A 26,862-nucleotide genomic window follows, 5' to 3' on the forward strand; every position below is an offset into this window, starting at 1 on the left:
GAAGCGGCCGACGCGGGACGGGTTGCCCGGCGGCCCCCGTGAGTGACACGTATCACGTGTGCATGTCACGTTGTGCGCGGGGCGCGGTGTCACCGACGTGTCGCCGCGGCCGCCCCTCAGTTGCGGGAAGCGGACGACTTCGCCGCCGCCTGCGCCTCCTGGAAGTCGACGACGGCCTCGCCGTGGTCCCTCGCCCAGTTCGTCAGGCCCTCGATGGGCTCGACGAGGGTCCGGCCGAGGTCGGTGAGGGCGTACTCGATCCGTCGTGGCTCCGCGGTACGGCGCTCGACCAGACCGTACTCCTGGAGCCGGCGCAGGGTCTGGGTGAGCACCTTCCGCGAGACGCCGCCGATCAGGTCGACCAGTTCGCCGTGCCTGAGCGGCTTCCGGCTGAGCCCGAAGAGCACGAGCACGGCCCACTTGTCGGAGATGATCTCGACCGCCAGGCGCGTGGGGCAGTCGGCGAGGAAGACTGATCCGGCCGCGTTCCGCATGCGGTCGACGGTACGTGATCGACGGCGCGGGGGCGAGAACGGGCGGTCGACAGCACGCGGTCGCACGCGCGCGGTCGGAGGTTGTGCCGTCGGCATCGGGCGCCGACGGGGCGCGGTCGAAGGAACCTGGAGGTAACGCGGGGCTCCGTAGCGTCGTGGGCGAGCCGTGAGAACAGCGGCGCGGCACCGTATGCGGAGGAGTAGCCATGTCACGAGTCGTCGTGTTCGACGAGTTCGGCGAGCCGGATGTCCTGCACGTCGTCGAGGAGCCGGTGGCCGAGCCGGCACCCGGCGAGGTGCGGGTCAGGATCGAGGCGTTCGCCGTCAACCCGCTCGACCTGATGGTGCGGTCCGGTGTCTCGTTCGCACCGGTTCCGCTGCCGCACGCCCGCCTCGGCATCGAGGGAACCGGCGTCGTCGACGCGCTGGGACCCGGGACCACCGGGCTGCGGATCGGTGAGCCGGTCCTCCTCGCGGCGATCCCCGACGCCCACCTCAGGGGCAGCTACGCCGAGCACACCACGCTCCCCGCGAGCCAGGTCGTCGCCCGGCCGGCCGGGCTCGGGGTCACGGAGGCGGCGGCGATCTGGGTCGGGTACTCCACCGCCTACGGCGCGCTCGTCGAGACGGCGGGCATGCGGCCCGGCGACCACGTGCTCGTCACCGCCGCGTCCGGCGCCGTCGGCCGGGCGGCGATGCAGCTCGCCCGGTACCTCGGCGCCGTCCCCCTCGCCGTCACCCGGCACACCGCGAAGAAGGACGAGCTGCTCGCCGCCGGTGCCGCCGGGGTCGTCGCCACCGACCACGAGGATCTCCTCGGAGCCGTGCGCGAACTGACGGGCGGGACCGGCGCCGACCTCGTCCTCGACCTGGTCGGGGGCCCCGGGCAGCAGGAACTGCGGAAGGCGGCCCGCCCCGACGGGACCCTGGTCGCCGCGGGCTTCCTGGACCCCCGGCCCGCCCCCTCCCCGGGGAGCGGGGCACTCACGACCATCGGCTACCGCGGCTTCGACCACATCCTCGACGCCACCGTGGTGGCACGCATGGCGGCCTTCCTGAACGCCGGTGTGCGCCACGGCGCGCTGCGGCCCGCCGTGGACAGGGTGTTCGCCCTGGACGACGTCGCCGAGGCGCACCGTCACGTCGAGAAGGGACTCCACGCCGGGAAGGTCGTCGTCACGGCGCACGCGCGCTGAGGGACACGGCTCGGCCGTACCGAGGAGTGAGGCCCGCGCACGCCGGGGTCGCGGGCCGGGCCGCCCGAAGGCGCCGGCCGGCGCCGCGTCCTCCGGGAGGCGGCGTGGGGAGCAGGTCGACGCGGTCGTCGCCGGGAACCCGCGGGCCCGGCGGCCGTCACGTGCCGACCGTCTCCCAGAAGCCGCACCGGTGTTCCTCGGCGAGATCGGCCGGCGCCGGCCTCCCCGGCCGCAGTGACTGGGCGCGCAGACCGGGTCCGAAGCGGGGCCGGGCCGCCGGCACGGCGCCGAGTTGCGGTACCTCTTCGCCGACGAGCAGCTTCCCGGCCCCGCCACCCCGCCCAGCACCGCCTCGCGGACACGATGGTGCGGTACCGGGCCCGTTTCGCCCGCACGGGCGACCCGAACGGCCCCGGCAGAGGCCATTGTCGCGGAGGCTGTCGCGCCGGCCGACGAGAAGGGCTTCGAGGCTCTCTCCATGCCGAACATCGCCAAACGGCTCGGGCTGACCGCCAACGCGGTCTACCGGTACGTCAGTTCGCGCGAGGAGCTGCTCGTCCTCCTCGCCGACACGGCGTGGGGACCGGCGCCGGCCCTGGACACCGGCACGGGTCGATGGCGGGCCGCGCGCCGCATGGACCAGGGCGATGATCGGACGATGCGAGGCGCACCCGTGGCTCCCCGACCTGCCCCTCCGCGGGGCACCCGCGACCCCGAACCTGCTGCGCTGGACGGAAGTCCTGCTGGGGGCACTCACCGGCGCCGGGCTGAGCACCGCCGAATCACTGGGGTGCGCGCTGCTCCTCGACGGTTACGCTCGACGCACCGCCAGTGCCCGCGGCGACGTGCGGGAGAGCAGCGCGGCGCCCACCCGGTCGGCCACGGTGACGCGGTTCCTCCAGCCGCTCCTGCACGAGCACGGCTGTCCCATCCTGGCGTCGATGATGTCGCGGGACGCCTACGACGACGAAGTCGGCGAGGACGACGTGGACTTCGGCCTCAAGCGGATCCTTGACGGCATCGAGGTCCTGGTCGCCCGCCGCGCGGACGACCGCTGAGCGCGCCGCCGCCACCGCCGGCGCCTCGCTCACTGCCTTGCCCTGGACGCGTGCGAGTCCAGCAGTGCGCGGTAACGCTCGGCGTGGGCGGTGAGGGCCTCCTCCGAGACGGTGCGGGTGCCGTGCAGGACCAGTGGTTCGGCGAGGCGCATGCCGAGCAGACGGGCGGTGGCGTCGAGAGGGGCGAGGAACTGGGCCATCGTGTAGCGGGAGGTGGGCGCGGGGTCGGCGTACGACTCCTTCGGGCCGCCCGTGGAGGTGACCAGCTGGAGCGTTTTGCCGCGCAGGGCGGTGCCGGTGCCGCCGTAGGCGAACCCGTGGGTGAGGACCTGGTCGATCCAGGCCTTGAGCACGGCGGGGACGGAGTACCAGTACCAGGGGAACTGCAGCACGATCCGGTCGTGCTCGCGCAGGAGCCGCTGCTCGTGGGCGACGTCGAAGCGGCCGTCGCGGTGGGCCGGGTGGAGTTCGTGGACGGTGACGTGCGCCAGGTCCCGCACCGCTTCGGCCAGACGTGCGGTGACGCGGGAGGAGGCCAGATCCGGGTGGGCGACCACGACCAGGGTGCGGGGGGAGGGGTCGGTCGAGGTCGCGGGGAGGACGTCGGGAGGGGACATCGGGGGATCCTCGTTCGGGTGCGTGGGTGCGTGGGTGCGTGGGTGCGTGGGTGCGTGGGTGCGTGGGTGTGACGCGCTTGGACCGGCAGGGCGCGTGTCCGCGCGTCGAATCGTTGTGACGGATCGTTCCGTTCCGTCGTCGCCCGAGAGTTTGTGACGGAACGATCCGTCTGTCAAGCTGCTACCGTCACCGCATCGCGGAGCGAGGGGAAAGGAGCGCGTCATGGCACGCAGGACAGCGGAGGAGAACCGGCGCCACGTCCTGGCCGTGGCGAGCCGTCTGTACTACCAGCGCGGCGTCCGTGCCGTGGGGATGGACCTGGTGGTCAAGGAGAGCGGGGTCGGCAACGCCACCGTCTACCGGCAGTTCCCCAACAAGGAGGCCCTCGCCACCGCTTATACGCAGGAGCGCGCCGACGCCTGGTTCGCGCGGATGCGGCAGGCCTGCGACCGGGTCGACGACCCGCGCGAGAAGCTGCTCACGATCTTCACGACCGTCATCGAGGAGACCGAGGCGCCCACCTTCCGCGGCTGCCCCATGCTCAACACGCACACCGAGTTCCCCGACCCGGAGCACTCCGCGAACCGTGTGGCGGTCACCCATGAACAGAGGGTCCGTGAATGGATGCGTGACCTCGCGGCCGACGCCGGCGCCCCCGACCCCGAGCAGCTCGCCGACGAACTGATCCTCGTCCTCAACGGGATCTACGTCACCGCCACCGTCCTCGGGCCCCAGGGCCCCGCCCAGCGCGCCGGTGAGCTCGCCCGCCGGCTCGTTCGGGCGGCGTGCGAGGAGTCCGGCCGCCCCTGAAGGCGCCGGCCCGGATTGTCAGTGGGGCGGGGCAGACTGGCCGCATGACGGCACCTCACCCCAGAACCGATCTCCACTTCTACCTGCAGTCCGCGCGGGACGCCCTGCTGTGGAAACTCGAAGGGCTCTCCGAGTACGACATCCGCCGCCCGGCGACGCCCACCGGCACGAACCTCCTCGGCCTGGTGAAGCACGCGGCCGGTGTGGAGCTTGGCTATCTCGGCGAGACCTTCGGGCGTCCCTCCGGCGAATCGCTGCCGTGGCTCGAGGACGGGGCGGAGGCCAACGCGGACATGTGGGTCACCGCGGGGGAGTCGCGGGAGGAGATCGTGAGCCTCTACCGCCGGGCATGGGCCCACGCGGACGCCACGATCGAGGCCCTGCCGCTCGACACGGTCGGCAGGGTGCCCTGGTGGCCCAGTGGCAGGGACGAGGTGACCCTGCACCATGCCGTGGTGCGCGTGATCGCGGACACGCACCGGCACGCCGGTCACGCCGACATCGTCCGCGAACTCACGGACGGCGCCGTGGGGATGAACGACGGGAACAGCAGTATGGCGCCGGGCGACGCGGCATGGTGGGAGAGCCATCGGGAGCGGTTGGAGCGGGCGGCGCGGGAGGCGGAGGCCCCCGGAACCTGAAGCCGGAGAGCCTGAGGCTTCGGGAACCTGAAGCCCGGGAACCTGAGGCCCCGAGAGGCTGAGTGCCGGGGAGCCTCGGGGCGGCGGGTCCCTCGGTGTCCGGGTCCCCCTGCCCTCCGCGTGCGGCCGCCCCCCGCCGACCCGGCTCGTGCCGGCGCCCCGCTCCACCGCCGTGCTCAGCCCGCGCCGCGCAGTCGTGCGGGCAGCCGCCGGGCGAGGTGGTCGATCAGGGCTTCCACCCGGCGCGGGACGTGGCCCTCGCCCTCCAGCAGGGCGTGGATGTCGGCGGCCGGCGTCGGCACGTGCGGCAGGACGTGCACGAGTTCGCCCCGGTCGAGGTGCGGCCGCACCTGCCACTGCGAGCGCATGATCACGCCCCGGCCCTCCAGGGCCCACCCGGTCACCACGTCACCGTCGTTGCTGGACAGGTTGCCGTGGACCCGCACGTGCCGGGGGCCGTCCTCGTCGCCGAACCGCCAGAGCGCGAAGTCGCTCTCCTTCTCGCGCAGTACCAGGCAGTTGTGCGTGGCGAGATCCTCGATGCGCTCCGGCGCACCGTGTGCGGCGAGGTAGGACGGGGCCGCGCAGGGCACCCGCCGGTTCCGGGCGAGGCGCCGCATGCGCAACGTCGAGTCGGGCGGGGCGCCCACGTGCACGGCCACGTCGAAGTCCCGCCGCCGCAGCGGGAGCGCGGAACTCTGCATCCGGACGTGTACGCCGGGATGGGCGGCGGCGAACTCGCCGAGAAGCGGCGCGATGTGCGCACGGCCGAGGCCGAGGGTGGCCTCCACGACGACCGTGCCGCGCAGTTCTCCCGTGCGGTCGGAGACGGTGTCCTCCAGCGCGCGCACCTGGTCCAGGATGTCCGTCACGCGCGCGGCGTACAGCGCGCCCTCGGAGGTGAGCGTGAGGCGCCGGGCGCCGCGCTGGACGAGCCGGACGCCCAGGCGGCGCTCCAGCGCGCCGAGACGTTTGCTGACGACGGGCAGCGAGCAGCCGAGCTCGCGGGAGGCGGCCGTCAGAGTCTCGCTCGACGCGACCACGGAGAAGAAGTGCAGGTCGGCCTCCGGCGCGAAGGCGGCGACCGGGCCACGGGCGGGCCGGGGATGGCTTTCCACAGGGGAAAGCCTACGTTGCCCGCAACACCCTTGTAACGTCCCGGCGCACTCGCCAGGGTGGACCCACGCCACGCGGAGGAACGCCCCGGAGGGGGTCCGCGACGCGGGCGGAGCCACCCATCACCCAGGCCGAGGAGTCGACCCGTGCCGAATACCTACCGCATCGCCGTGATCCCGGGAGACGGAATCGGCCGAGAGGTCGTCCCCGAAGGGCTGCGGAGTCTGAGAGCCGCCGCCGCGGCGCACGGATTCGCACTCGACACCGTCGAGTTCGACTTCGCCAGCGCCGACTACTGGCTCGCACACGGCACGATGCTCCCCGAGAACTGGCGGGAGGTGCTCGGAGGCTTCGACGCCCTGTACTTCGGGGCGGTCGGCCGGCCCGACGTCGTCCCCGACCACGTCTCGCTCTGGGGCAGCCTGCTGCAACTGCGTCGGGGCTTCGACCAGTACGTCAATCTGCGCCCGGTCCGGCTGCTGCGCGGGGTGCGCGGCCCGCTGCGCGACCAGGGGCCCGGCGACATCGACTTCTACGTGGTGCGGGAGAACACCGAGGGCGAGTACTCCAGCATCGGCGGCCGCATCTTCGAGGGCACCGACCGGGAGACGGTCGTGCAGGAGACGGTGATGACCAGGACCGGCGTCGACCGGGTGCTGCGCTACGCCTTCGAACTGGCCGCCACTCGCCCCCGCAAGCGGCTGACCTGGGCGACGAAGAGCAACGGGATCTCCATCTCGATGCCCTACTGGGACGAGCGCGCCGCCAGGATGGCGGCCGCGTACCCGGAGGTGACCGCGGACAAGGACCACATCGACATCCTGGCCGCGAAGTTCGTCCTCCGACCCCAGGAGTACGACGTGGTGGTGGCCAGCAACCTCTTCGGCGACATCCTCTCCGACCTGGGTCCCGCCTGCACCGGCACCATCGGGATCGCCCCGAGCGCCAACATCAATCCCGACCGGGCCTTCCCCAGCCTGTTCGAGCCGGTCCACGGCTCGGCCCCGGACATCGCGGGCCGGGGCATCGCCAATCCCGTGGGCCAGATCTGGAGCGGCGCGATGATGCTCGACCACCTCGGTGAACACGCGGCGGCGGACCGCATCGTGCGGGCGATCGAGAGCGTCCTGTACGAGCAGCCCGACGTCGTGACTCCCGACCTCGGCGGCACCGGTACCACCGCGGTACTGGGCAAGGCCGTCGCGGACCGTGTCGCGGTCGTGGGGTGATCCCCGTGTTCCCCGGGAAGCGCGGGAAGGACGCGACCCCCCTGACGACGGCTGCGGCGGGTGCGGAGTACCACGAGCCGCACCACCGGATGCGGCGCGTCACCTTCCTGGTCGCCCTCGCGGTCTTCGCGCAGGAGTCGACCTGGAACTTCTACGAGTCACAGGTGCCTCCCCTGCTGCGGGAACACCTCACCAGCGCGGCCGCGGTGGGACTGCTGATGGGCATGGACAACCTGCTGGGGATCTTCGTCCAGCCGTGGATCGGCGCCCGGTCGGACCGCACCAGGACCTCGTGGGGGCGGCGCATGCCCTACCTGGTCGTCGGAATGCCGCTCGCCGCCGTACTGTTCGGCCTCATCCCGCACGCCGCCTCGTCCCTGCCGCTCCTGATCTGCGTGATGTTCTTCTACGCGCTGGTGGCCAATACCTTCAAGCCCATCGCCGAGGCACTGGTACCGGACTTCGTCGCCCCCGAACGCCGCAGCCGGGCCAACGCGGCCGTCAAGATCGCCTCCAGCATCACCACCATCGTCGCGGCACTCCTCAGCCTGCTGCTGGTCGACGACCATCCGATGATCGCGTTCGCGGTCCCCTCGCTCATCATGCTGGTCTCCATCGGTGTGCTCGGGGTGACCGTGCGGGACAGCCGCTCCCGTGCCTACCGGTCCCTGTCGCAGAAGAGCACGGACACCGAGGACCCGGACCCGGCCCCGCCACGGGTGCGCGACACCTTCGTCGACATCCTCACGGACCGCGACCGCAGCCGGCTCCTGCTGCTCGCCGCGATCTTCCTGTTCGGCAGCGCCTGGGCGTCGTCCCGGTCGCTGCTCACCCCCTACGGTATGGAGGCACTCGACCTCTCGCGGGGCGACGCCGGCAGCCTCGGCCTGCCCAGCGGTGTCGCGTTCATCCTGGCGGCCTACCCGGCGGCCGTGTACGCCGAGCGCTTCGGGCGGCTGCGGGTGATGACCGTCGGCATGACGACCTTCGCCGCCGCCATGCTGCTGGGGACCGTCGCGCAGAACGCCGTCGGCACCATGGCGGCCCTGTGCGTCGGGGCGGCAGGAGGGGCCTGCTTCCTGGTCAACGCCGTCGTCGTGCTGTGGAACCTCGCCCCCTCCCCCCACGTCTTCGCGGCCTACGGCGGCCTGTACACCGTGAGCTGGACCGGAGGAGGCTTCCTCGGTCCCGCGCTCGTCGGCGCGATGGTGGACGTCACCGGCTGGCCGCTGATGCTTCTCGACATCGGCCTGGTCGTCGCCCTGTCGATCGTCGTCGTCACCCGCATCGGGAAACCGGCCCGGCGCGCCGAATCGACCCTCGTCGAGTGAGCCCCCCGCCCCCGGTCCGAGCCCTCACCGTCCAGCGACCGGCAATGCCGGAGAGGAGGAACACATGTCCCGGATCCTGATCACCACGGACTACCTGCGGCCCGGCGACGAGGCCGACCGCCACCTGCGCGGTCACGGCTACACGACGGTCCACGCGCCGATGACAGGCCGCAGGGACTCCGAGGCGCTCGTGGCGGCCCTCGCGGGGGTCGACGCGGCGCTGGTCGCGCACGAACCGCTGACCGCCGAGGTCCTGGCCCGCGCACCCGGTCTGCGGGCCGTCGTGCGGACCGGCGTGGGCTACGACTCGATCGACATCGCCGCCGCGGGCGCACTCGGCATCACGGTCAGCAACCTGCCGGGGGTGAACGCCAACGCCGTGGCCGAGTACACCCTCGGCCTGCTGCTCGTCGAGGCACGAGGGCTGGTGCGCAGTGCGAGAGGGGTCGCGGCCGGCTCCTGGCCGAGGGAGGACGGCCACGAACTGCGCGGTGCCACGCTCGGTCTCATCGGGTACGGGGCGGCGGCCCGGGCCGTCGTGCCGCTGGCCCGGGCGTTCGGCATGGACGTCCTCTGCACCACCGGCGTGCCCGGGACCGAGCGCACCGATCCGGCCGTGCGTTTCCTGCCGCTCCCCGAACTCCTTGCCGCCGCCGACTACGTGTCGGTCCACACCGCGCTCACCGACCGCACCCGCGGTCTGCTCGGCGCCTCGGCGTTCGCACGGATGAAACCGACGGCGGTGCTGATCAACACCGCGCGGGGCGCGATCGTCGACGAGCCGGCCCTCGCCGAGGCCGTCCGCACGGGGCGGATCGCGGGCGCGGCACTCGACGTGGTGTGCGAGGAACCGCTTCCCGCCGACAGCCCCTTGCGGGACGTCGAGGGCGTTCTCGTGTACTCCCACCTCGCGGGACAGACCGCCGAGGCCCGCAGGGCCGCCGGTGTCGCGGCGGCGGAGGAGGCGGTCGCCGCGCTGGAGGGCCGGCCCCGCTTCCCGGTCAACACCCGCTTCCTCCGCAACCGCTGACCTCGAACCACCTGCACCTGCGGGCCCACGCCCCACAGGTGCCCCAAGCCGTACAGGCCGCACGAGCCCCCGCAGGCCGTGGGCGCCTCAAGCGCCTCACGCGCCTCAGGAAAGAAGAGAGAAACGCAACGATGGACAACACAGCGGTCGCATCCGTGCGGGTACTGGCACCAGCGGGCATGCTCGGCGCCGGTTTCCCCGACCTCACGATCGAACGCGGCCTGGAACTGGGCGCCGACGTCATCTCCGTGGACGGGGGCAGCACCGACTCCGGCCCCCACTACCTGGGCTCCTCGCAGCCCAAGACCACGCGTGCCGCGGTCGCCCGGGACCTGCGCGTCCTGCTGAAGGCGGCGGCCCGCGCGGACATCCCGCTGATCGTGGGCTCCTGCGGCACCAGTGGTACCGACAACGGGGTGGACTGGGTCGCGGGCATCGTCGCCGACCTCCTCGCCGAGGAGGGACTGGACCTGCGGGTCGCGCGCATCTACAGCGAACAGGACGCCGGCCGCCTCAAGGAGCGGCTGGCCGCCGGCCACATCCGCCCGCTGCCCCCGATGGGGGAGCTGCGGCCCGAGACGCTCGACGACTGCACGCACATCGTCGGCATGATGGGGCACGAGCCGATCGTCGCCGCCCTGGAGGCCGGCGCCCAGGTGGTGCTCGCGGGCCGTGCCACCGACACCGCGGTCGCGGCCGCCTACCCGCTCATGAAGGGCATGCCGGCCGGACCCACCTGGCACGCGTCCAAGATCGTCGAATGCGGCGGGCAGTGCACCAGCAACCCGCGCGAGGGCGGCGTGCTCGCCACCATCGACGCCGGCGGGTTCACCATCGAACCGCTCCACCCGGAGGTGTCCTGCACCCCCATCTCGGTCGCCGCGCACATGCTCTACGAGACCGTGAACCCCTTCCGGATGCGCGAGCCCGACGGCACCCTCGACGTGGCCGAGGCCACCTACACCGCCCTCGACGACCGCCGGGTGCGGGTGGAGGGCTCCCGCTTCCACGTCGCCGAGCAGCACACCGTCAAGCTGGAGGGCGCCCGCATCACCGGCTACCAGACGATGTCCTTCAGCGCCGTCCGCGACCCGCACATCCTCGCGCACATCGAGGACTGGGCGGCCCTGCTGCGCGAGGTGCTGACCGAGCGCGTCGAGCAGACGCTCGGCCTCGGCGCGGACTCGTACGCCTTCGACGTGCGTCTCTACGGGCACAACGCCGTCCTCGGCGAGAACGACCCCGCGCAGGGGCCGCCGCGCGAGGTCGGCGTCATGCTTCTGGTCAACGCGCCGGACCAGGCCACCGCCACCGCCGTGGCCAAGATCGCCAATCCGCTGATGCTGCATCTGCCGACCCGCGACATGGATCACCTGCCCAGCCTCGCCTTCGCCACCTCGCCCGCGGAGACCGAGCGCGGACCCGCCTACGAGTTCGTGCTGCACCACGCCGTCGACAGCATCACCCCCACCGACATGTTCCGCATCGAGATCGAGGAGTCCGCGCACCATGGCTGAGAAGGGCCCCACCACCCTGGCCGACCTGTCCCTCGAGGTCCGCTCCAAGAACGCCGGACCCTTCTGGGTCACCATGGAACTCTTCCTGCGCGATGCGGAGGCCTACCGCATCGCCGCCGACGAGGCGTTCCTCGACGAGCGCACGATCGCCCGCCTTTACGGCGTGGACCCGGACGGCGTCCAGATCTTCCGCATCCCTGCGCTGAACGTCGTCAAGATCTCCTTCCCCCGCCCCGTCAGCCAGGCCTCCCTCAGGGACCGGGACGTCCACTCCGGACAGCACCACGTGCCGCTGGCCGCGCTGCCGGTCCCCTCCGTCTGACCCGTCCCCCGTGCCGCCGGCCCGTCGTGGCGGCGGCAGTACTCACGAGCAAAAAGGAGAAGGCCATGGACGCCGACGTCATCGTCGTCGGAGCGGGCCTCGCGGGCCTCGTCGCCGCGCACGAACTCACCAGCCGAGGCAGGAGGGTTGCCCTGGTGGAGCAGGAGAACGCCGCCAACCTCGGAGGCCAGGCCTTCTGGTCCTTCGGCGGCCTGTTCCTCGTCGACTCGCCCGAACAGCGGCGTCTGGGCGTCAAGGACTCCCTCGACCTCGCCTGGAACGACTGGCGGGGCAGCGCCCGCTTCGACCGTACGGAGGACGAGGACTCCTGGGCGGTGCGCTGGGCACGTGCCTACGTCGAGTTCGCCGCGGGGGAGAAGCGGTCCTGGCTGGCCGGACACGGCATCACCTTCCTGCCCGCCGTCGGCTGGGCCGAGCGCGGCGACCTGACCGCCCACGGCCACGGCAACTCCGTACCCCGCTTCCACATCGCCTGGGGCACCGGCACCGGTGTGGTGGGCCCCTTCGTGGAGTATGCGAAGCGGGCCGCCGAGGAGGGACTGCTCACCTTCCACCACCGGCATCGTGTCGACGAACTCCTCGTCCAGGACGGCACCGCCCGCGGGGTGCGCGGCACCCTGCTGGCCGAGGACCACTCCGCGCGCGGTGTCGCCTCCAGCCGCGAGCCCGTCGGCGAGTTCGAGCTGACCGCCCAGGCCGTCGTCCTCACCAGCGGCGGCATCGGGGGGAACCATGAACTCGTGCGCCGCCACTGGCCCGCCCGCCTCGGCTCCCCGCCCCGGGAGATGGTCACCGGTGTGCCCGCCCACGTCGACGGCCGGATGCTGGACATCAGCGAGAAGGCCGGAGTCCGCCTGGTCAACCGCGACCGCATGTGGCACTACACCGAGGGCCTCGGGAACTGGGACCCGATCTGGCCCGGTCACGGCATCCGCATCCTGCCCGGGCCGTCCGCCCTGTGGTTCGACGCACTCGGCCGCCGCCTGCCCGCACCCTGCCTGCCCGGCTACGACACCCTCGCCACCCTGCGGCACCTGCGCACCACCGAGGACCTGGCAGAGCACGACCACTCCTGGTTCCTGCTCACCCGGAAGATCATCGAGAAGGAGTTCGCGCTCTCGGGCTCGGAACAGAACCCCGACATCACCGCCAAGGACCGGGCCGCGTTCCTCAGGACACGGGTGTTCGGCAAGGGAATCCCCGGCCCCGTGGACGCCTTCGTCCGCGACGGCGCCGACTTCGTCACCGCTCCGGACCTGGAGCAACTGGTGGCGAGGATGAACGCGCTCACCGGTAGGGAACTCCTGGACCCGGCGGTGATACGGCACCAGGTCGAGGCGCGCGACCTCCAGATCGCCCACGCCTACAGCAAGGACGCCCAGGTGCAGGGCATCCGCAACGCCCGCCGCTACCTCGGGGACCGGCTGAGCCGGGTCGCCGCCCCGCACCGCATCCTCGACCCCGCCGCAGGCCCCCTCATCGGCGTCAGGCTGCGCATCCTCACCCGCAAATCCCTCGGCGGCATCCAGACCGACCTCGACTCCCGCGCGCTCGGCCCCGACGGCACGGTGGTGGACGGCCTGTACGCGGCCGGCGAGGTCGCCGGCTTCGGCGGCGGAGGCCTGCACGGTTACAGCGCCCTCGAGGGCTCCTTCCTCGGCGGTTGCCTCTTCTCCGGCCGCGTGGCGGGCCGGGCGGTGGCGCGGCAGCTTGGCTGAGGCCCGCCACGCCCCGGACTGAGCCCTCCGCCCGGGAAGGCGGCCGGGCGGGTCAGTCCAGGGCGTGGGCGCGGCAGGTCCGCAGGATCTCCTCCGACAGTTCGGGCCGGGTGTGCCGTACGGCGCGGGCGAGCGTCATCGCGCCGACCAACTGGCTGAGCAGCAGCACCGCCCGCTCCCGTGCCTCCTGCGGGGTGAGTTCCCCGTCCTGCTCCGGGTGCGCGGGATGCTCGCCGTGCTCACGCGCGAGCTCCGCGGCGAAGCCGGTGAGGTACCCCTCCACGCCGAGGGCGTACGCGCCCTGGACGGTGTCGCCGTGCCGTCCCGCGTCGATGACCAGGGACGCGGAGGGGCAGCCGCCGTCCGGGGCGTCGCGGTGGGCGGTGGAGAGGTAGTCGTCCACCACACGCCGCAGCGGTGTGCCCGCGGAATCCTCTCCCCGCTCCACTGCCGCGTCCAGGACGCCCAGCGACCTCTCGAAGGAGGCGCCGCACACTTCGACGGCCAGTTCCTCCTTGGACGCGAAGTGGTTGTAGAAGCCTCCGTGGGTCAGCCCCGCCTCCTTCATCAGGTCGGCGATCCCCACGGCGTCGATGCCCTTCGCCCGGAACAGGCGCCCGGCCGCGTCGACGATGTTCTGCCGGTTCCTGGCTTTTTCTTCCCTGCTGATCCGCGGCATGGCCGCCCTCCCGAGTCCGGCGTGTGTTTGACGTTTTCAATGTTACCCCTCATCATTGTTATTGATGACACTCGCCATCAATACTTGATGGGAGGCACCCATGCGTACCGTGACGCACACCGCGCCGGGCGAACCCGAGGACGTACTCACGCTGCGGGAGGACTCGAGCCCACCGCGCCCCGGCACGGGGCAGGTGCTGGTGCGCCTGCTGGTCCGGCCGGTTCACCCCGGAGACCTGGCCCTCGTGAGGCATGCGCCGACGCCGCCGGAACAGGGGCCGGAATCCCGGGTCCCCGGAGTGGAGGGAATGGGGATCGTGGAGAGCGTCGGACCGGAGGTGCGGCCCGATCTGCGCCCCGGCCGGCGCGTGGCCGTCTTCCCGGCGCCCGGCACCTGGAGCGACTTCGTCGTGGTCCCCGCCGACCTGGCCGTACCGGTGCCCGACGGGGTCGCCGACGAGACCGCGGCCCTCATGCTCGTCAACCCGCTCACCCTGCTCACCCTGTACCGCGCGCTGGAGGACGCCCTGCGCGGGCACAAGGGCCCCGTCCTCCAGACGGCCGCCGGATCCTCCGTCGGACGACTGCTCGGCGCCGCCGCGGTCCGGCACGGCCTGCGGCTGATCAACCTCGAGCGCAGCACCGCCGGCGCCGAGAGGACACGCAGGCGGTACCCCACGCAGCCCGTGGTCTCCACGAGCGAGGACGACTGGCGGGAGCAGGTGCGCCGCCACTGCGGCGGCGAGGGGGTCCGCGTCGTCCTCGACAGCGTCGGGGGCGCCATGACGCAGGACCTCGCGGCGCTGCTCGCCGACGGCGGGACCCTCATCTCCTACGGACAACTGGGCTCCGGGACGACACCGCTGGAGGCGCTGCCGCTCGTCGGCCGGGAACTGACCGTACGCGGCGTCTCGGTGCTGCGGTGGACCGACCGCACCCCTAAGGAGCGGGCTCAGGACGTCGCCTTCGCCCTCGACCTGGCGCGGACCACGCCGGACCTCCTGGAGGTCGCGGCCCGCTACGACCTCGCCGACTTCAAGGCCGCCGTCGAGCACGCCCGCCGGCCCTCCAAGAGCGGCACCGTCCTGCTCACCTCGCCGCCGGCGACCGACTCCGGGACGGGGGCCGTCTGATGCGCATCGGAACGATCGGAGCCGGCACCATCGCCCAGGCCCTCGCCCGGCACGCGATACGCCACGGACACGAGGTCGTCCTCAGCAACAGCCGTGGCCCCGCCTCGCTGTCCTCCCTGGTCGCCGACCTCGGCCCGCTCGCCACCGCCGGCACCCCCGCGCAGGCCGCCGCCGCGGACCTCGTCGTGCTCGCCGTCGGCTGGCCGCGGATCCCCGACGCCGTGGCCGGGCTGCCGCCGCTGGACGGGACCGTCGTCATCGACGCCACCAACCAGTTCGCCTCGCCTCCGCCGGAACCGAGGATCGCGGACCTGGGAGACCTCACCGGAAGCGAGTACGTGGCCTCCCTGCTCCCCGGCGCCCGTGTGGTCAAGGCCTTCAACGCCCTCTACGCCCAGTACATCGCACCCGACCCGCGCCACGAGGCGGGCCGGCAGGTGCTGTTCCTCGCCGGCGACGACGCCGGCGCCAAGGACACCGTGAAGAGGCTGACCTCGCAGTTCGGCTTCGCCCCCGTGGACCTCGGGCCGCTGCGCGAGGGAGGCCGGCTCATCCAGCTCGGCGGCCCCCTCTCCGCCCTCCACGTCCTCAAGCAGGACTGACGCGCCTGCCGCGCACCCCGTTCGTGCGCACCGCCTTGCTCGTTCCTCGCTCCCACGAAAGGGACACCCATGTCCGACCGGAACCCGACCGCCGACCCCCAGCCCCTCCTGCGCCCCGTCCGACTCGGCGCGCTCGAACTGCCCAACCGCGTCGTCATGGCGCCCATGACCCGCGCCAGGGCCGCCAACCCGGAGCTGGTCCCCACCGATCTGCACGCCACCTACTACACCCAGCGCGCCGGCGCCGGCCTGATCGTCACTGAAGGAACCTGGGTCAGCCCGGAGGCGATCGGCTACATCCACGTCCCCGGCATCTACACCGAGGCCCAGACCGCCGGCTGGACCAAGGTCACCGAGGCCGTGCACGCCGCCGGCGGACGGATCGTGTCGCAGATCGGGCACCTCGGCGCCGCCTCCCACCCGGACCACCAAGGCGGCCGTCTCCCCGCCGGTCCCTCCGCCGTCAACCCCCAGGAGATGTCCTTCACCCCCGAAGGGCCGAAGGAGACCGTCACACCGCGCGCCCTGACCGCGGCGGAGATCGCCACCACGATCGAGAACTACCGGCAGGCCGCCCGCAACGCCCGGCGCGCCGGATTCGACGGACTGGAGATCCACGCCCAGGGGAGCCACCTCGTCGCCCAGTTCCTCAACCCCCGCCTCAACCGGCGCACCGACGCCTACGGCGGCAGCACGGAGAGGCGGGCCCGCTTCCTCCTCGACCTCGTGGAAGCCGTCACCGACGAGTGGGACAGCGACCGCGTCGGCGTCAAGCTCTCCCCGTACTGGAACCGGGGCGTCGCCTACACCGCGGACGCCGAGGCGCTCGCCGACTACGACCAGCTCCTGAAGCGCCTGGGCGACAGCGACCTGGCCTACCTCCAGCTCGTCGGTCCGGAGCCCGGCACAGGCACCGAGGACACCCTCACCGCCTTCGCCCGTTTCCGGGCCCACTACCGGGGTTCCCTCGTCGCCAACCTCGGCTTCACCCGGGAGAGCGGCAACGACCTGCTCGCCCGGGGACTGGCCGACGCGGTCGCCTTCGGCGCCCCCTTCATCGCCAACCCCGACCTCGTCGACCGCTTCGCCCACGGCCACCCCCTCGCCGAGGGCGACCCGGCGACGTACTACGCGGGAGGCGCCGAGGGATACATCGACTACCCCGACCACCGCACCGCGAGCGCCTCGTAGGCCTCGCCCGCGCTCAGCGGCTCATGGCCCTCGGCCCGTCCGCCCTCCGCGCGCCGCCGCCCCCGGCCCCGGGGCCCGTCCGCCGGCCCCCGGACCGGGCGCCGACGCGTCCGCGCCGGGCGCCCGGAGTCAGGTCTCGCGATGGGCGAAGGCGCGACTCGGCGCCGTGCCGGTGCGGCCCCTCGCGGTGAGCGGCCTGCGGCCGGTCGTGGACCGTGTCTTCCCCCGGAGGAGGCCGCGGAGGCCTTCGCCCGCTTCGAGGAGGGACCGCGCTTCGGCAAGGTGGTGATCAGTCACTGATCCCGCGGGTCCCGGCGGTATGCGGCCCGGCCCCGGCGCCCCCGGTGCCCGCCGGGTCCACGAGGTGCCGGCGCATCGCCGGAGCGGACCGGGGCCGGCCGGCACGGGGCCCGGCCGGCCCGTGCGCGCGGCCGGGGCGCGGCGCACGGACCCGGCTCACCCGGAGGCGGTCACCGTCACCGCGGCCGACCCGTCACCATGGAGCGGTGTCCCACAGTGATCGGAGCGATGAGATGCCCCCACTCGCCCATGACGACATCAAGGCGGCGACCGACCGCATCGCGGGCCGGGTCCGGCCCGTGGCCGTCGTGCCGACCGGCCCCGGCGAGACCGCTGAGGGGCGGGTGCCGCCGGGGCGGCAGGTCTTCCTGGCCCTGGAGTTCATGCAGCACACCGGCAGCTTCAAGGCCCGGGGCGCGCAGAACTTCCTCCAGGCGCACCGGGAGGCCGGGACCCTCCCGGACGTCGGGGTGACCATCGCCTCCGGCGGCAACGCGGGGCTGGCCTGCGCCTGGGCCGCCCGGCAGCAGGGGGTGCCGGCCACCGTGTTCCTCCCGGCCAACGCCCCCGCCGTCAAGGTGGCCAGGCTCCGCTCGTACGGGGCCGAGGTGCGTCTTGTCGGCACCGAGTACGCCGAGGCGCAGGCCGCCTGCGCCGAGTTCGCTGCCGCCACCGGCGCGCTCGCCTCGCACGCCTACGACCACCCGCTGATCGCCGCGGGGGCGGGCACCCTGCTGGAGGAGATCCGCGCCCGGGTCCCCGGACTCGACACCGTGGTGGTCGCCGTCGGCGGGGGAGGGCTGTACGCCGGGGTCGCCACCGCCGCCCGGCACCACGGCATCCGCACGGTCCCGGTCGAGCCGCTGCACTGCCGCGCGCTGGGCGCCGCCGTCGAGGCGGGCCGTCCCGTGGACGTCACCGTGGACTCCGTCGCCGCCGACTCCCTCGGTGCCCGCCGTGCCACCGCCATGGCCCTGCACGCCGCCCGGCAGGACGGGGCGCGGCCCCTCACCGTGCCCGACGACGGGATCGTCCGGGCCCGGCAGGAACTGTGGGACCACCACCGGCTGGCGGTCGAGCACGCCGCCGCCACGGCGTACGCGGCGGTCCTGCCCTCGCCGGACACCGGTGAGTCCCTCGTCGAGGGGGAGCGGATCGCCGTGGTGCTGTGCGGGGCCAACACCGACCCGGGCGATCTGACCGGACAGTCCCGCACGAGCTGAGGCGGGTGATCGGCCCGGCGGGCGGCCACCTCCCGGGGTGGCCGCCCGCTTTTCCGGGCACGGGCGACCGCTCCCGGCCGTGCGCGCCCACGCCGTCCGGGGAGGAAATCGGGAGGGTCCGCCCCTCACCTTGTAGCGGAACGAAAACGAATGTATAACGTTGTAAAAATCAGGGGCCGGGCGGAACGCGGCGCATGGTGACGACACCGTGTCCGTGCCGCCGCCACCCCGGTCGGGTGGCTCAGGAAGGGATGGACGTGCGGGTCAGCCTCAAGGACGTCGCCGCGCACGCGGGGGTCTCCATCAAAACCGTGTCCAACGTGGTGAACAACTATCAGCACGTCACCCCGGCCATGCGTGAGCGCGTCCAGAGGTCCATCGACATACTCGGCTACCGGCCGAACCTGGCCGCCCGGCACCTGCGCAAGGGGCGCACGGGTGTCATCGCGCTCGCCCTGCCCGAGCTGGGCAACCCCTACTTCGCCGAACTCGCCGCCGCGGTGATAGACGCCGCCGTCGAGCACGACTACATCGTCCTGCTCGACCACACCGGGGGCCGTCGCGAGCAGGAGATCCTGGTCAGCCAGGGCTTCCGTGCACGTGTCATCGACGGCCTCATCCTCAGCCCCATCGAGCTGGAGGCGGAGGACCTGCGCGACCGGGAGAACGTGCCGCTCGTGCTGCTCGGTGAACGGGACTACGACCTGCCCTACGACCACATCGCCATCGACAACGTCGCCGCCGCCCGCGACGCCGTCCGTCACCTGATCTCCCTCGGCCGCCGCAACGTGGCGTTCATCGGGGCCCGGAACGGCCGGAGCGAGCCGGCCCAGCTCCGCGTGCGCGGCTGGCGCGAGGAACTGCGGGCGGCCGGACTCCCCGCCGACGAGGGCCTGGTCGCCGCCACGGACGGCTGGGGGCACGCGGACGGCGCGGCGGCCATGGCCCGCATCCTGGACTCCGGGCGGCAGCCGGACGCCGTGTTCGCCTACGACGACCCGATGGCCATCGGAGCCATGCGCGTGCTCCACGAGCGGGGGCTCCGGGTGCCCGAGGACGTCGCGGTCGTCGGGTTCGACGACGTGATCGAGGGGCGCTTCGGCGCGGTCACCCTGACCTCGATCTCCCCGGACAAGGAGGCCATCGGCCGGCTCGCGGTGGAGTCCGTCCTCGCCCGCCTCAACGGGGACACCCGCCCGCCCCTGAGGGTGTCGGCGGACTACCGCCTCGTCGAGCGGGAGAGCACGCTCGGACGCGAGGAGGCCGCCCGGCGGGCGACGGCCGGCTGAGCGGGCGGCGGCCCGTGGAGCGGGGCCCTGAGCGGGGCGCGGCGACAGCCGGCCGAGTGGAGCCGCGCACGCCGGGCGGCGGCGCCTCTCCCGCGCCCGCTGCCGGCGCGCACGCCTCACGCACCGTGGCCTCCCGCACCGTGGCCTCCCGGCACTCACCGCGACCTCCCGGCGGAGGAGCGGCACCGCTCCCGACCGGTCGGCCTCTTTGCCTGTGCGAGGGATGTCGCGGGCTCATGGCGCGGCAAGCGGCGGGACGGCGGGAACCGTCCCCTCCCGCGTGCCCGCCCGTCCTCCTGGGCGCCCGGCCGTCCTCGTGCGGGCACCTCCCCTGCTGCCCACACGTCTCCCGCGCACACCCGTCTTCCTCCCGCGATCGCCCGGCTTCGCCGCGACCGCCCGGCCCGACGATCCCGCCCGGCGGAGCCGCGGGCCGCCCGTCATGCCGGCGGTGGCCGGTTCCGAATGCCCGGCGCTTCCCGTGTGCGAAACCGGAACGCCCCCTTCGCCCCGCTTGGCAGTGATCACCGCGCCCGGTATGCGCGCCGTGCGCGGGGGGTTTACAAGCCCCTTCCAACGATGTAAAAACCTCATTGCGGCGGACCTGACAGCGTCCGGCGTGGGGGAGACGCACTGTTGGCGCCCGTTGTTCGACTCCCCAGTTCCCTTTTCAGCGTCGCCCGGATCGGGGTCACCCACATGCAGCGCAGCATTCACCGTCCTCACCTCCTCGCCCGTCCCGTGGTCGTGGCCCTGGCCGCGGCGGTGGCTCTGACCGCGAGTGCCTGCACGAAGTCGGAGGACGACGGGTCGGACAAGCAGAAGTCCAGTGCCTCCGCCGACACGGAGCAGAAGGTCGTCACGCCGAAGGCCGGCAGCAAGACCTGCACGATCGACGCCTACGGGGCGAAGAAGATAGACCTCAAGAACGCCACCGTCGGGTTCTCGCAGTCCGAGAAGGAAGCCAACCCCTTCCGCATCGCCGAGACCCAGTCGATGAAGGACGAGGCCAAGAAGCGCGGCGTCAAGCTGCTCACGGCCAACGCCCAGTCGCAGTTCTCCAAGCAGATCAGCGACGTCCAGGACCTGCTCGCCAAGGGCGCCGACCTGCTGGTCATCGCCCCGCTCAACTCCGACGGCTGGGAGCCGGTGTTCAAGGCCGCCGCCGCCAAGAAGGTCCCGATCGTCACGGTCGACCGCAAGATCAACGCGACCGCCTGCAAGGACTACGTCTCCTTCATCGCCTCGGACTTCGTCGAGCAGGGCCGGCGCGCGGCGGACCAGATGATCGAGGCGACCGGCGGCAAGGGCGAGGTGGCGATCCTGCTCGGCTCGGCCGGCAACAACGTCACCACCGAGCGCACCAAGGGCTTCAAGGAGCGCATCGCCGAGAAGGCCCCCGACCTGAAGGTCGTCTTCGAGCAGACCGGTGACTTCGCCCGCGAGAAGGGCCAGCAGGTCACCGAGCAGCTCGTCCAGTCCAAGCCCGGCATCAAGGGCATCTACGCCGAGAACGACGAGATGGGCCTCGGCGCGGTGGCCGCGCTCAAGGGCGCGGGCAAGAAGGCCGGTGCCGTCAAGATCGTCACGGTGGACGGCACCCGCAACGCCGTCAACGCCATCGTGGACGGCTGGATCAGCGGCGTCGTCGAGTCCAACCCGCGCTTCGGCCCGCTGGCCTTCCAGACCCTGGACAGCTTCACCCAGGGCAAGGAGGTCGCCGAGGACATCATCATCCAGGACAGCGCCTACACCTCCGACAACGCCAAGCAGGACGTCGGCAAGGCGTACTGAGGCACCCTCCCCGCCCGGAGCCGGACGACCGGCCCCGGGCGGGGCCCCGCGCGCCGGGGGTCCCCGGGCCTCCCGGCACGTCCCCGGTTCCGCGGCCCCCCGCGTCCCCCGCGCGATTCCCCCGTACTTCCCGCACTACCTGGAGGCACAGGTGGCACCACCCGCCGAGGTCCTCGCCATCCGCGGACTCAGCAAGACCTTCCCCGGAGTCCGGGCCCTGGACGGAGTGGATCTCGTCCTGCGCCCCGGTGAGGTACACGCCCTCATCGGAGAGAACGGCGCCGGCAAGTCCACCCTCATCAAGGTGCTCACCGGCGTGTACCGGCCGGACGCCGGCACGGTCGAGTTCCAGGGCCGGCAGGTCTCCTTCGCCACACCGCTGGAGGCCCAGAAGGCCGGCATCTCCACCATCTACCAAGAGGTCAACCTCATCCCGCTGCTGAGCGTGGCCCGCAACCTCTTCCTCGGGCGCGAACCCCGCACCCGGCTGGGGCTGCTGGACTTCGCCCGCATGAACCGCGAGGCCGAGGAGACCCTGCGCACCTACGGCGTCCGCGTGGACGTGCGCCAGCCGCTGCGCACCCTCGGCGTCGGCGCCCAGCAGATGGTGGCCCTCGCCCGCGCGGTCGCCACCGACGCGCGCGTCGTCATCATGGACGAGCCGACCTCCTCCCTCGAACCCCGCGAGGTCGAGACCCTCTTCTCGGTCATCCGCCGCCTGCGCGACGCCGGCATCGCCGTCGTCTACGTGAGCCACCGCCTCGACGAGCTGTACGCCGTCTGCGAGACGGTCACCGTGCTCCGCGACGGGCGCCGGGTCCACCACGGACGGCTCTCCGAACTCAGCCGGCTCGACCTGGTCTCCACCATGCTCGGCCGTGAGCTGGGCGAGGTGCGCGCGGAGGGCCTGACGAAGTTCAGCGGCGACCACCACGCCGCCGACGCCGAACCCGTCCTGGAGGCGGAGGGCCTCACCGTGCCGCACAAGCTGCACGGCGTCTCGGTCAGCATCCGGCCCGGAGAGGTGGTCGGGCTCGGCGGGCTGCTCGGCTCGGGCCGTACCGAGACCGCGAAGGCCATCTCCGGCGCCCTCCCGATCCGCTCCGGCAAGGTCGTGGTCGCCGGCACCTCGCTGCGCGGCGGCTCCACCCCCGGCGCCATCCGGGCCGGCATCAGCCTGCTGCCCGAGGACCGCAAGAGCGAGGGCATCGTGCCGGGCCTGTCGGTGCGCGAGAACATCGCGCTCGCCGCCCTGCCCCGCCTCTCCCGCTTCGGCATGGTCTCCGAGGCCCGCGTCGACAAGATCGTGAACACCTTCATCGAACGGCTGCGGATCAAGGCCTCCTCGCCGCACCAGAAGGTCGGCGAACTGTCCGGCGGCAACCAGCAGAAGGTGCTGCTGGCCCGCTGGCTGGCCATGAACCCCAAGGTGCTGCTCCTGGACGAGCCCACCCGGGGCATCGACGTCGGCGCCAAGGCCGAGGTGCAGAAGCTCGTGGACGAACTGGCCGAGGACGGCCTGGGAGTCCTGCTCATCTCCTCCGACCTGGAGGAACTGATCGAAGGGTCCGACCGCGTGGTCGTACTGAAGGACGGTGCGGTCGTCGGCGAACTGACCGGCGAGGACGTCACCGAGGACACGCTCATGCGCACCATCGCCGGGGACGCCCCCGCGACGGCCGCCACGAAGGAGGTGGCCACCGATGGCTGAGGCCACCGTGCGCACCGCCGCCCCGCTCGACAAGGCCCGCATCCTGCAATGGCTCCAGACCTACGGGGTCTACGCCGGCGTCGCGCTGCTTCTGATCGTCAACATCGTCATCACCCCGCACTTCCTGTCCGCCGAGAACTTCCGCACCCAGGCCGTCCAGGTCGCGCCGGTCATCATCGTCGCCCTGGGCATGGCACTGGTCATCGGCACCGAGGGCGTCGACCTCTCCGTCGGCGCGGTGATGGCCCTCGCGGCCTCCGTCCTCGCCCTCTACCTCGGCTACGGACTGCTGCCCGCCCTGCTCGCGGTGGCGCTGTTCGCCGCCGTCGCGGGACTGGCCAACGGGGCGCTGGTCGCCCTCCTCGGGGTGCAGCCCATCGTCGCCACGCTGGCGCTGATGGTCGGCGGCCGCGGCATCGCGCTGGTGATGCTGCCCCAGCTCGAGGACCTGCACAATCCCTCGCTCGCCTCCCTCGGCTCGGGGGACATCGTGGGCGTGCCCTACCTCATCCTGATCGCCGCCGCCCTGGCCGTGCTGATCGCCTTCGTCGTCCGGCGCACCACCTTCGGGCGGCAGCTCCTGGCCATCGGCGACAGCCGCCCCGCCGCACAGCTCGCCGGCCTGCCGGTGCGCCGCGTGCTCATGGTGGTCTACGTCGTGTCCGGGCTGCTCGCCGCCGTGGCGGGCGTGCTGGCCACGGCCCGCCTCCAGGCCAGCGACCCGACCTCGCTGGGCAACCTCATGGAGCTCTCGGCGATCACCGCCGTCGTCGTCGGCGGCACCCCGCTGACCGGCGGCCGCATCAGCATCGGCGGCACGGTGGCCGGCGCGGTCCTCATCCAGCTCCTCACCGCCACCCTCATCAAGCACGATCTGCCGCCCTCGTGGACGCAGATCGCCCAGGCTATAGTCATCGTGTGCGCGGTCTACGCGGCACGGGGACGGGGGAAGCGATGACCGTCACCAAAACGGACAACACACCAGTGACCACCGCGAGCACCACCTCGGCGGACGAGACGGAACCGGTGGGCTCCACGCGCGCGGAGCGCCTGAGCGCCCTGGTCCAGCAGCACGGCGCCCTCGCGGTGCTCGTGATCGTCTCCGTCATCGCCTCGTTCAGCTTCGACTCCTTCGCCACGAGCGACAACGTCACGAACATGGCGACCAGTTCGGCGTTCCTCGCGATCGTCGCGCTCGGCATGACCTTCGTCATCATCACCGGCGGCATCGACCTGTCCGTCGGCTCCCTGTTCGCGCTCGGCGGCGTGCTGGCGGCCTGGGGATCACGGCACGGCACGCTGGTGGCCCTGCTGCTGCCGCTCGGCGTCTGCGGTCTGATCGGCGTCGTCAACGGGCTGCTCGTCGCCCGCTCCCGCCTCGCGCCGTTCATCGTCACGCTGGCCGCCATGCTGGGCGCCCGCGGGCTGATGCTGTCGCTCACCGACGAGGGCGCCAACACCTACCTGATCGCCAAGGGGTCCTTCCTCGCCGAACTCGGCCAGGGCACCACCCTCGGCGTCGGCAACCCGGTGTGGCTCATGCTCGCGCTGTTCGTGGCGGGCGCCGTCGTCCTGCGCCGCACCCGCTTCGGACAGCACGTGTACGCGGTGGGCGGCAACGAGGACGCCGCCGCCCTCATGGGCGCCCCGGTGGCCCGCACCAAGATCCTCGTCTACACCCTGTCCGGGCTGCTCGCCGGCCTGGCCGGCGCCCTCAACGCGGCCTGGCTCGCCTCCGGCGTCACCATCCTCGGCAACGGCATGGAGCTGGAGGCCATCTCCGCCGTCGTCATCGGCGGCACGCTGCTCACCGGCGGCCTCGGCTACGTCAGCGGCTCGCTGGTCGGCGTCCTGCTGCTCAAGGTGATCCAGAACGTCATCAACCAGATCGGCTCCCTGGACTCCTCCTACCAGCAGGTCGTCAGCGGCGCCTTCCTGGCCCTCGTCGTCATCGCCCAGACCTATCTGGGCCGCCGACGGCAACTCGTCTGAACGCCCCCGTCCCCGTCCCCTCCCCGACACGGCAGCCGGTCACCCCGACCGGCTGCCGTGTCCGTCCGTTTCCGGTCCGGCCCGCACGGCCTCGTCCGCGCGGAACGCCCTTCACTCGTGCGACCACGCGCTCAGCTTCTCCGGGTTCAGCATCAGCCACACCCGCGTGACGCGCCCCTCCTCCACGCCGAAGGTGAGCATTCCGTACCGGTGCCTGTCGGCCCGCAGCATGTATCCGAGACCGTCGGCCGTGTCGCGTCGCTCGAAGCGGAGGGAGGGCTCCTTGCGCCTCACTCCCATGAGCCAGCGGGCCACGTGATCCGGCCCGCGGACGACCCGGGGCGCGGCGTTGACGAAGCCGCCGCCGTCCACGCGGAGTTCCACGTCCGGGGCCAGCACGCGGAGCAGGTCCTCCATCCGACCTCCGACGGCCGCCTCACGGAAGGCGCGAACCACCTCGTCATGCCGGCGGGCAGGAACCCGTGTGCGTCTCCCCTGCCGGACGTGGCGGCGTGCGGACGTCGCCAATTGCCGTGTCGCCGCCGCCGAACGCCCCACGACGCCGGCGATCTCACCGAAGGGAACACCGAACACGTCGTGCAGCACGAACGTCACCCGCTCCGCCGGGGTCATGGCCTCGAGGACCGTCAGCAACGCCATGCCGACCGCGTCGTCGAGGGTGACGCGGTCGAGCGGATCAGCGGCGGAACGGCCGGAGACCGGCGCGGTCGCCGCGCCCGCGAAGAGACCGGCCGGGACCGGCTCCGGCAGCCACTGCCCGACGTACGTCTCGCGACGTGCCCGCGCGGAGCCCAGCAGGTCGAGTGAGATCCGGCTCGCGACGCGCGTCAGCCACGCCGCGGGCACGGCGATCGCTTCGCGTTCCCCGGCTTCGAGGCGGTACCACCTGATGTACGTCTCCTGGACCACGTCCTCGGCATCGGCCAGGGTGCCCGTCATGCGGAAGGCCAGGGACAGCAGCCGGGGCCGCCCTGCCACGACCGCGTCCAGGTCCCGTGAGTCCTCATGTTCGGAGCGTTCCATCGTTCCCTCGATGTCGAGATCAGGCGAGGGGGATCCCGGCGATCGGGTACCTCACCGTGCCGGCCCGATACATGCCGCGCGGAACCATGGCCCCGGGCATCTCCTGTCCGCCCACGGTCACCACCTCGCGCTCGTCCCCCCGCTCGGCCAGGGTGGCACGGAAGAGATCGTCCAGGTAGAAACGCTCGGGGCCGGCGATCTCGACCACGCTCCCCGGTTCCAGCGTGGTGACGGCCTCGGAGAGGAGCTCGACGACCTCCTCCAGCTCGACGGGCTGGATGAACACCCTCGGTGCGCGCACCTTCCCGTCCACGGTGTGCTGATCGGCGAGGACCGGAATGTAGCTCTGGAACTGGGTGGACCGGATGATGGTGGCGGGGATCGAACCGGCTCGTACGGCCTTCTCCTGCGCCACCTTGCCCAGGTAGTACCCGATCTCGGACGCGTCCCCCTCTCCCACACCGACGATGGAGAGCACGACGTGCAGGCGCACCCCGGCCCGCTCGCCGGCCGCGGTGAGGTTCTCGACCGCTCCCTCGAAGAACGCGATCGCCCCCTCCGCGTCGAAGCGGGGGGTATTGAGGACGTTCACGATGGCGTCCACTCCGACGAGGGCCTCGGCGAGCCCCCTGCCCGAGAACACGTCGATCCCGTCCTCGAGCCCTCCCGGGACCACCTCGATGCCCTTGGCCTCCAGATTGTCGGCAAGAGGCGACCCCACACGGCCGCGCCCACCGGCGAGGAAGACCTTCATCTGCGTACTCCGTCCCGGGCACCGGTCGCTGCCCTCACCACCATGACGAC

25 protein-coding genes are annotated in these 26,862 nt (G+C 72.5%); 19 read left to right on the forward strand and 6 right to left on the reverse strand.

Features of this window, described 5'->3' with window-relative positions:
• Window positions 1-116: 116 nt before the first annotated feature.
• Window positions 117-494 (reverse strand): winged helix-turn-helix transcriptional regulator, encoded by a 378-nt coding sequence (locus OHB09_RS29550; RefSeq protein WP_191851615.1) that lies wholly within the window; start codon window positions 492-494, stop codon window positions 117-119.
• 206 nt (window positions 495-700) lie between these two features.
• On the opposite strand from OHB09_RS29550, the gene OHB09_RS29555 reads away from it, so the two are divergent.
• The gene (locus OHB09_RS29555; protein WP_093600144.1) at window positions 701-1,690 is read left to right on the forward strand and encodes a zinc-dependent alcohol dehydrogenase family protein; all 990 of its coding nucleotides are present in this window, start codon (window positions 701-703) and stop codon (window positions 1,688-1,690) included.
• A 647-nt stretch (window positions 1,691-2,337) separates the two neighbouring features.
• Window positions 2,338-2,748 (forward strand): TetR/AcrR family transcriptional regulator C-terminal domain-containing protein, encoded by a 411-nt coding sequence (locus OHB09_RS29560; protein ID WP_328922816.1) that lies wholly within the window; start codon window positions 2,338-2,340, stop codon window positions 2,746-2,748.
• A gap of 29 nt (window positions 2,749-2,777) precedes the next feature.
• Here the strand turns inward: OHB09_RS29560 and OHB09_RS29565 are convergent, their stop codons facing one another.
• Complete coding sequence (locus OHB09_RS29565; protein ID WP_328727888.1) at window positions 2,778-3,365, reverse strand: NAD(P)H-dependent oxidoreductase; 588 nt, start codon at window positions 3,363-3,365, stop codon at window positions 2,778-2,780.
• 223 nt (window positions 3,366-3,588) lie between these two features.
• On the opposite strand from OHB09_RS29565, the gene OHB09_RS29570 reads away from it, so the two are divergent.
• Together OHB09_RS29570 and OHB09_RS29575 are read left to right on the forward strand one after the other, a co-directional pair.
• On the forward strand, window positions 3,589-4,176 hold the full coding sequence (locus OHB09_RS29570) for a TetR/AcrR family transcriptional regulator (protein WP_328922817.1): 588 nt from the start codon (window positions 3,589-3,591) through the stop codon (window positions 4,174-4,176).
• 44 nt (window positions 4,177-4,220) lie between these two features.
• A complete protein-coding gene (locus OHB09_RS29575) occupies window positions 4,221-4,817 on the forward strand; it encodes a DinB family protein (protein ID WP_191890068.1) in 597 nt (198 codons plus the stop codon).
• Between the two features lie 176 nt (window positions 4,818-4,993).
• Here the strand turns inward: OHB09_RS29575 and OHB09_RS29580 are convergent, their stop codons facing one another.
• Window positions 4,994-5,935 (reverse strand): LysR family transcriptional regulator, encoded by a 942-nt coding sequence (locus OHB09_RS29580; protein WP_191890069.1) that lies wholly within the window; start codon window positions 5,933-5,935, stop codon window positions 4,994-4,996.
• A gap of 144 nt (window positions 5,936-6,079) precedes the next feature.
• Between OHB09_RS29580 and OHB09_RS29585 the strand changes: the two genes are divergently transcribed.
• The 6 genes from OHB09_RS29585 to OHB09_RS29610 all read left to right on the forward strand — a co-directional run bounded on the left by OHB09_RS29585 (window position 6,080) and on the right by OHB09_RS29610 (window position 13,101).
• Window positions 6,080-7,162: a tartrate dehydrogenase gene (locus OHB09_RS29585; RefSeq protein ID WP_191890070.1), complete on the forward strand. Its 1,083-nt coding sequence runs from the start codon at window positions 6,080-6,082 to the stop codon at window positions 7,160-7,162.
• Window positions 7,163-7,167: 5 nt separating this feature from the next.
• A complete protein-coding gene (locus OHB09_RS29590; protein ID WP_319350557.1) occupies window positions 7,168-8,493 on the forward strand; it encodes an MFS transporter in 1,326 nt (441 codons plus the stop codon).
• Window positions 8,494-8,557: 64 nt separating this feature from the next.
• Window positions 8,558-9,523 carry an NAD(P)-dependent oxidoreductase gene (locus tag OHB09_RS29595; protein ID WP_328922818.1) on the forward strand — a complete coding sequence of 322 codons (966 nt, stop codon included), beginning with the start codon at window positions 8,558-8,560 and terminating at the stop codon, window positions 9,521-9,523.
• A gap of 131 nt (window positions 9,524-9,654) precedes the next feature.
• Window positions 9,655-11,040: an acyclic terpene utilization AtuA family protein gene (locus tag OHB09_RS29600; RefSeq protein ID WP_191890071.1), complete on the forward strand. Its 1,386-nt coding sequence runs from the start codon at window positions 9,655-9,657 to the stop codon at window positions 11,038-11,040.
• Window positions 11,033-11,362, forward strand: coding sequence for a DUF4387 domain-containing protein (locus OHB09_RS29605; RefSeq protein ID WP_006137917.1), 330 nt, complete (start codon window positions 11,033-11,035; stop codon window positions 11,360-11,362). Before OHB09_RS29600 ends, OHB09_RS29605 begins: the two co-directional genes overlap by 8 nt.
• Window positions 11,363-11,427: 65 nt before the next feature.
• Complete coding sequence (locus tag OHB09_RS29610; protein WP_191890072.1) at window positions 11,428-13,101, forward strand: FAD-binding dehydrogenase; 1,674 nt, start codon at window positions 11,428-11,430, stop codon at window positions 13,099-13,101.
• Between the two features lie 52 nt (window positions 13,102-13,153).
• On the opposite strand, the gene OHB09_RS29615 is transcribed toward OHB09_RS29610, so the two are convergent.
• Window positions 13,154-13,780, reverse strand: coding sequence for a TetR/AcrR family transcriptional regulator (locus tag OHB09_RS29615; protein ID WP_191890073.1), 627 nt, complete (start codon window positions 13,778-13,780; stop codon window positions 13,154-13,156).
• 100 nt (window positions 13,781-13,880) lie between these two features.
• On the opposite strand from OHB09_RS29615, the gene OHB09_RS29620 reads away from it, so the two are divergent.
• From OHB09_RS29620 to OHB09_RS29660, 9 genes are all read left to right on the forward strand, one after another.
• Window positions 13,881-14,912, forward strand: a complete 1,032-nt coding sequence (locus OHB09_RS29620) for a zinc-binding dehydrogenase (RefSeq protein ID WP_328922819.1) — start codon at window positions 13,881-13,883, stop codon at window positions 14,910-14,912.
• A complete protein-coding gene (locus OHB09_RS29625) occupies window positions 14,912-15,514 on the forward strand; it encodes an NADPH-dependent F420 reductase (RefSeq protein WP_006137913.1) in 603 nt (200 codons plus the stop codon). The genes OHB09_RS29620 and OHB09_RS29625 overlap by 1 nt, the downstream gene beginning before the upstream one ends.
• A gap of 69 nt (window positions 15,515-15,583) precedes the next feature.
• The gene (locus tag OHB09_RS29630) at window positions 15,584-16,705 is read left to right on the forward strand and encodes an alkene reductase (RefSeq protein ID WP_328922820.1); all 1,122 of its coding nucleotides are present in this window, start codon (window positions 15,584-15,586) and stop codon (window positions 16,703-16,705) included.
• Window positions 16,706-17,238: 533 nt separating this feature from the next.
• Window positions 17,239-18,228 (forward strand): serine/threonine dehydratase, encoded by a 990-nt coding sequence (locus OHB09_RS29635; protein ID WP_328922821.1) that lies wholly within the window; start codon window positions 17,239-17,241, stop codon window positions 18,226-18,228.
• Window positions 18,229-18,485: 257 nt separating this feature from the next.
• Entirely contained in the window at window positions 18,486-19,517 is a 1,032-nt protein-coding gene (locus OHB09_RS29640; RefSeq protein WP_040893819.1) for a LacI family DNA-binding transcriptional regulator, read from the forward strand.
• Window positions 19,518-20,216: 699 nt separating this feature from the next.
• The gene (locus OHB09_RS29645) at window positions 20,217-21,311 is read left to right on the forward strand and encodes an ABC transporter substrate-binding protein (protein WP_040893792.1); all 1,095 of its coding nucleotides are present in this window, start codon (window positions 20,217-20,219) and stop codon (window positions 21,309-21,311) included.
• Window positions 21,312-21,462: 151 nt separating this feature from the next.
• Window positions 21,463-23,022, forward strand: a complete 1,560-nt coding sequence (locus OHB09_RS29650; RefSeq protein ID WP_006137907.1) for a sugar ABC transporter ATP-binding protein — start codon at window positions 21,463-21,465, stop codon at window positions 23,020-23,022.
• Window positions 23,015-23,980, forward strand: a complete 966-nt coding sequence (locus tag OHB09_RS29655; RefSeq protein WP_006137906.1) for an ABC transporter permease — start codon at window positions 23,015-23,017, stop codon at window positions 23,978-23,980. The genes OHB09_RS29650 and OHB09_RS29655 overlap by 8 nt, the downstream gene beginning before the upstream one ends.
• Window positions 23,977-25,014, forward strand: coding sequence for an ABC transporter permease (locus OHB09_RS29660; RefSeq protein WP_006137905.1), 1,038 nt, complete (start codon window positions 23,977-23,979; stop codon window positions 25,012-25,014). Before OHB09_RS29655 ends, OHB09_RS29660 begins: the two co-directional genes overlap by 4 nt.
• Window positions 25,015-25,125: 111 nt before the next feature.
• Here OHB09_RS29660 and sigJ read toward each other — a convergent pair whose 3' ends face one another.
• Together sigJ and OHB09_RS29670 are read right to left on the reverse strand one after the other, a co-directional pair.
• On the reverse strand, window positions 25,126-26,058 hold the full coding sequence (sigJ, locus tag OHB09_RS29665) for an RNA polymerase sigma factor SigJ (RefSeq protein WP_328727877.1): 933 nt from the start codon (window positions 26,056-26,058) through the stop codon (window positions 25,126-25,128).
• A 19-nt stretch (window positions 26,059-26,077) separates the two neighbouring features.
• On the reverse strand, window positions 26,078-26,812 hold the full coding sequence (locus OHB09_RS29670) for an SDR family oxidoreductase (protein WP_319350571.1): 735 nt from the start codon (window positions 26,810-26,812) through the stop codon (window positions 26,078-26,080).
• Window positions 26,813-26,862 lie beyond the last annotated feature (50 nt).

This window comes from Streptomyces griseoaurantiacus, from assembly GCF_036189845.1.
In the GTDB taxonomy this organism is placed as follows: domain Bacteria; phylum Actinomycetota; class Actinomycetes; order Streptomycetales; family Streptomycetaceae; genus Streptomyces; species Streptomyces griseoaurantiacus.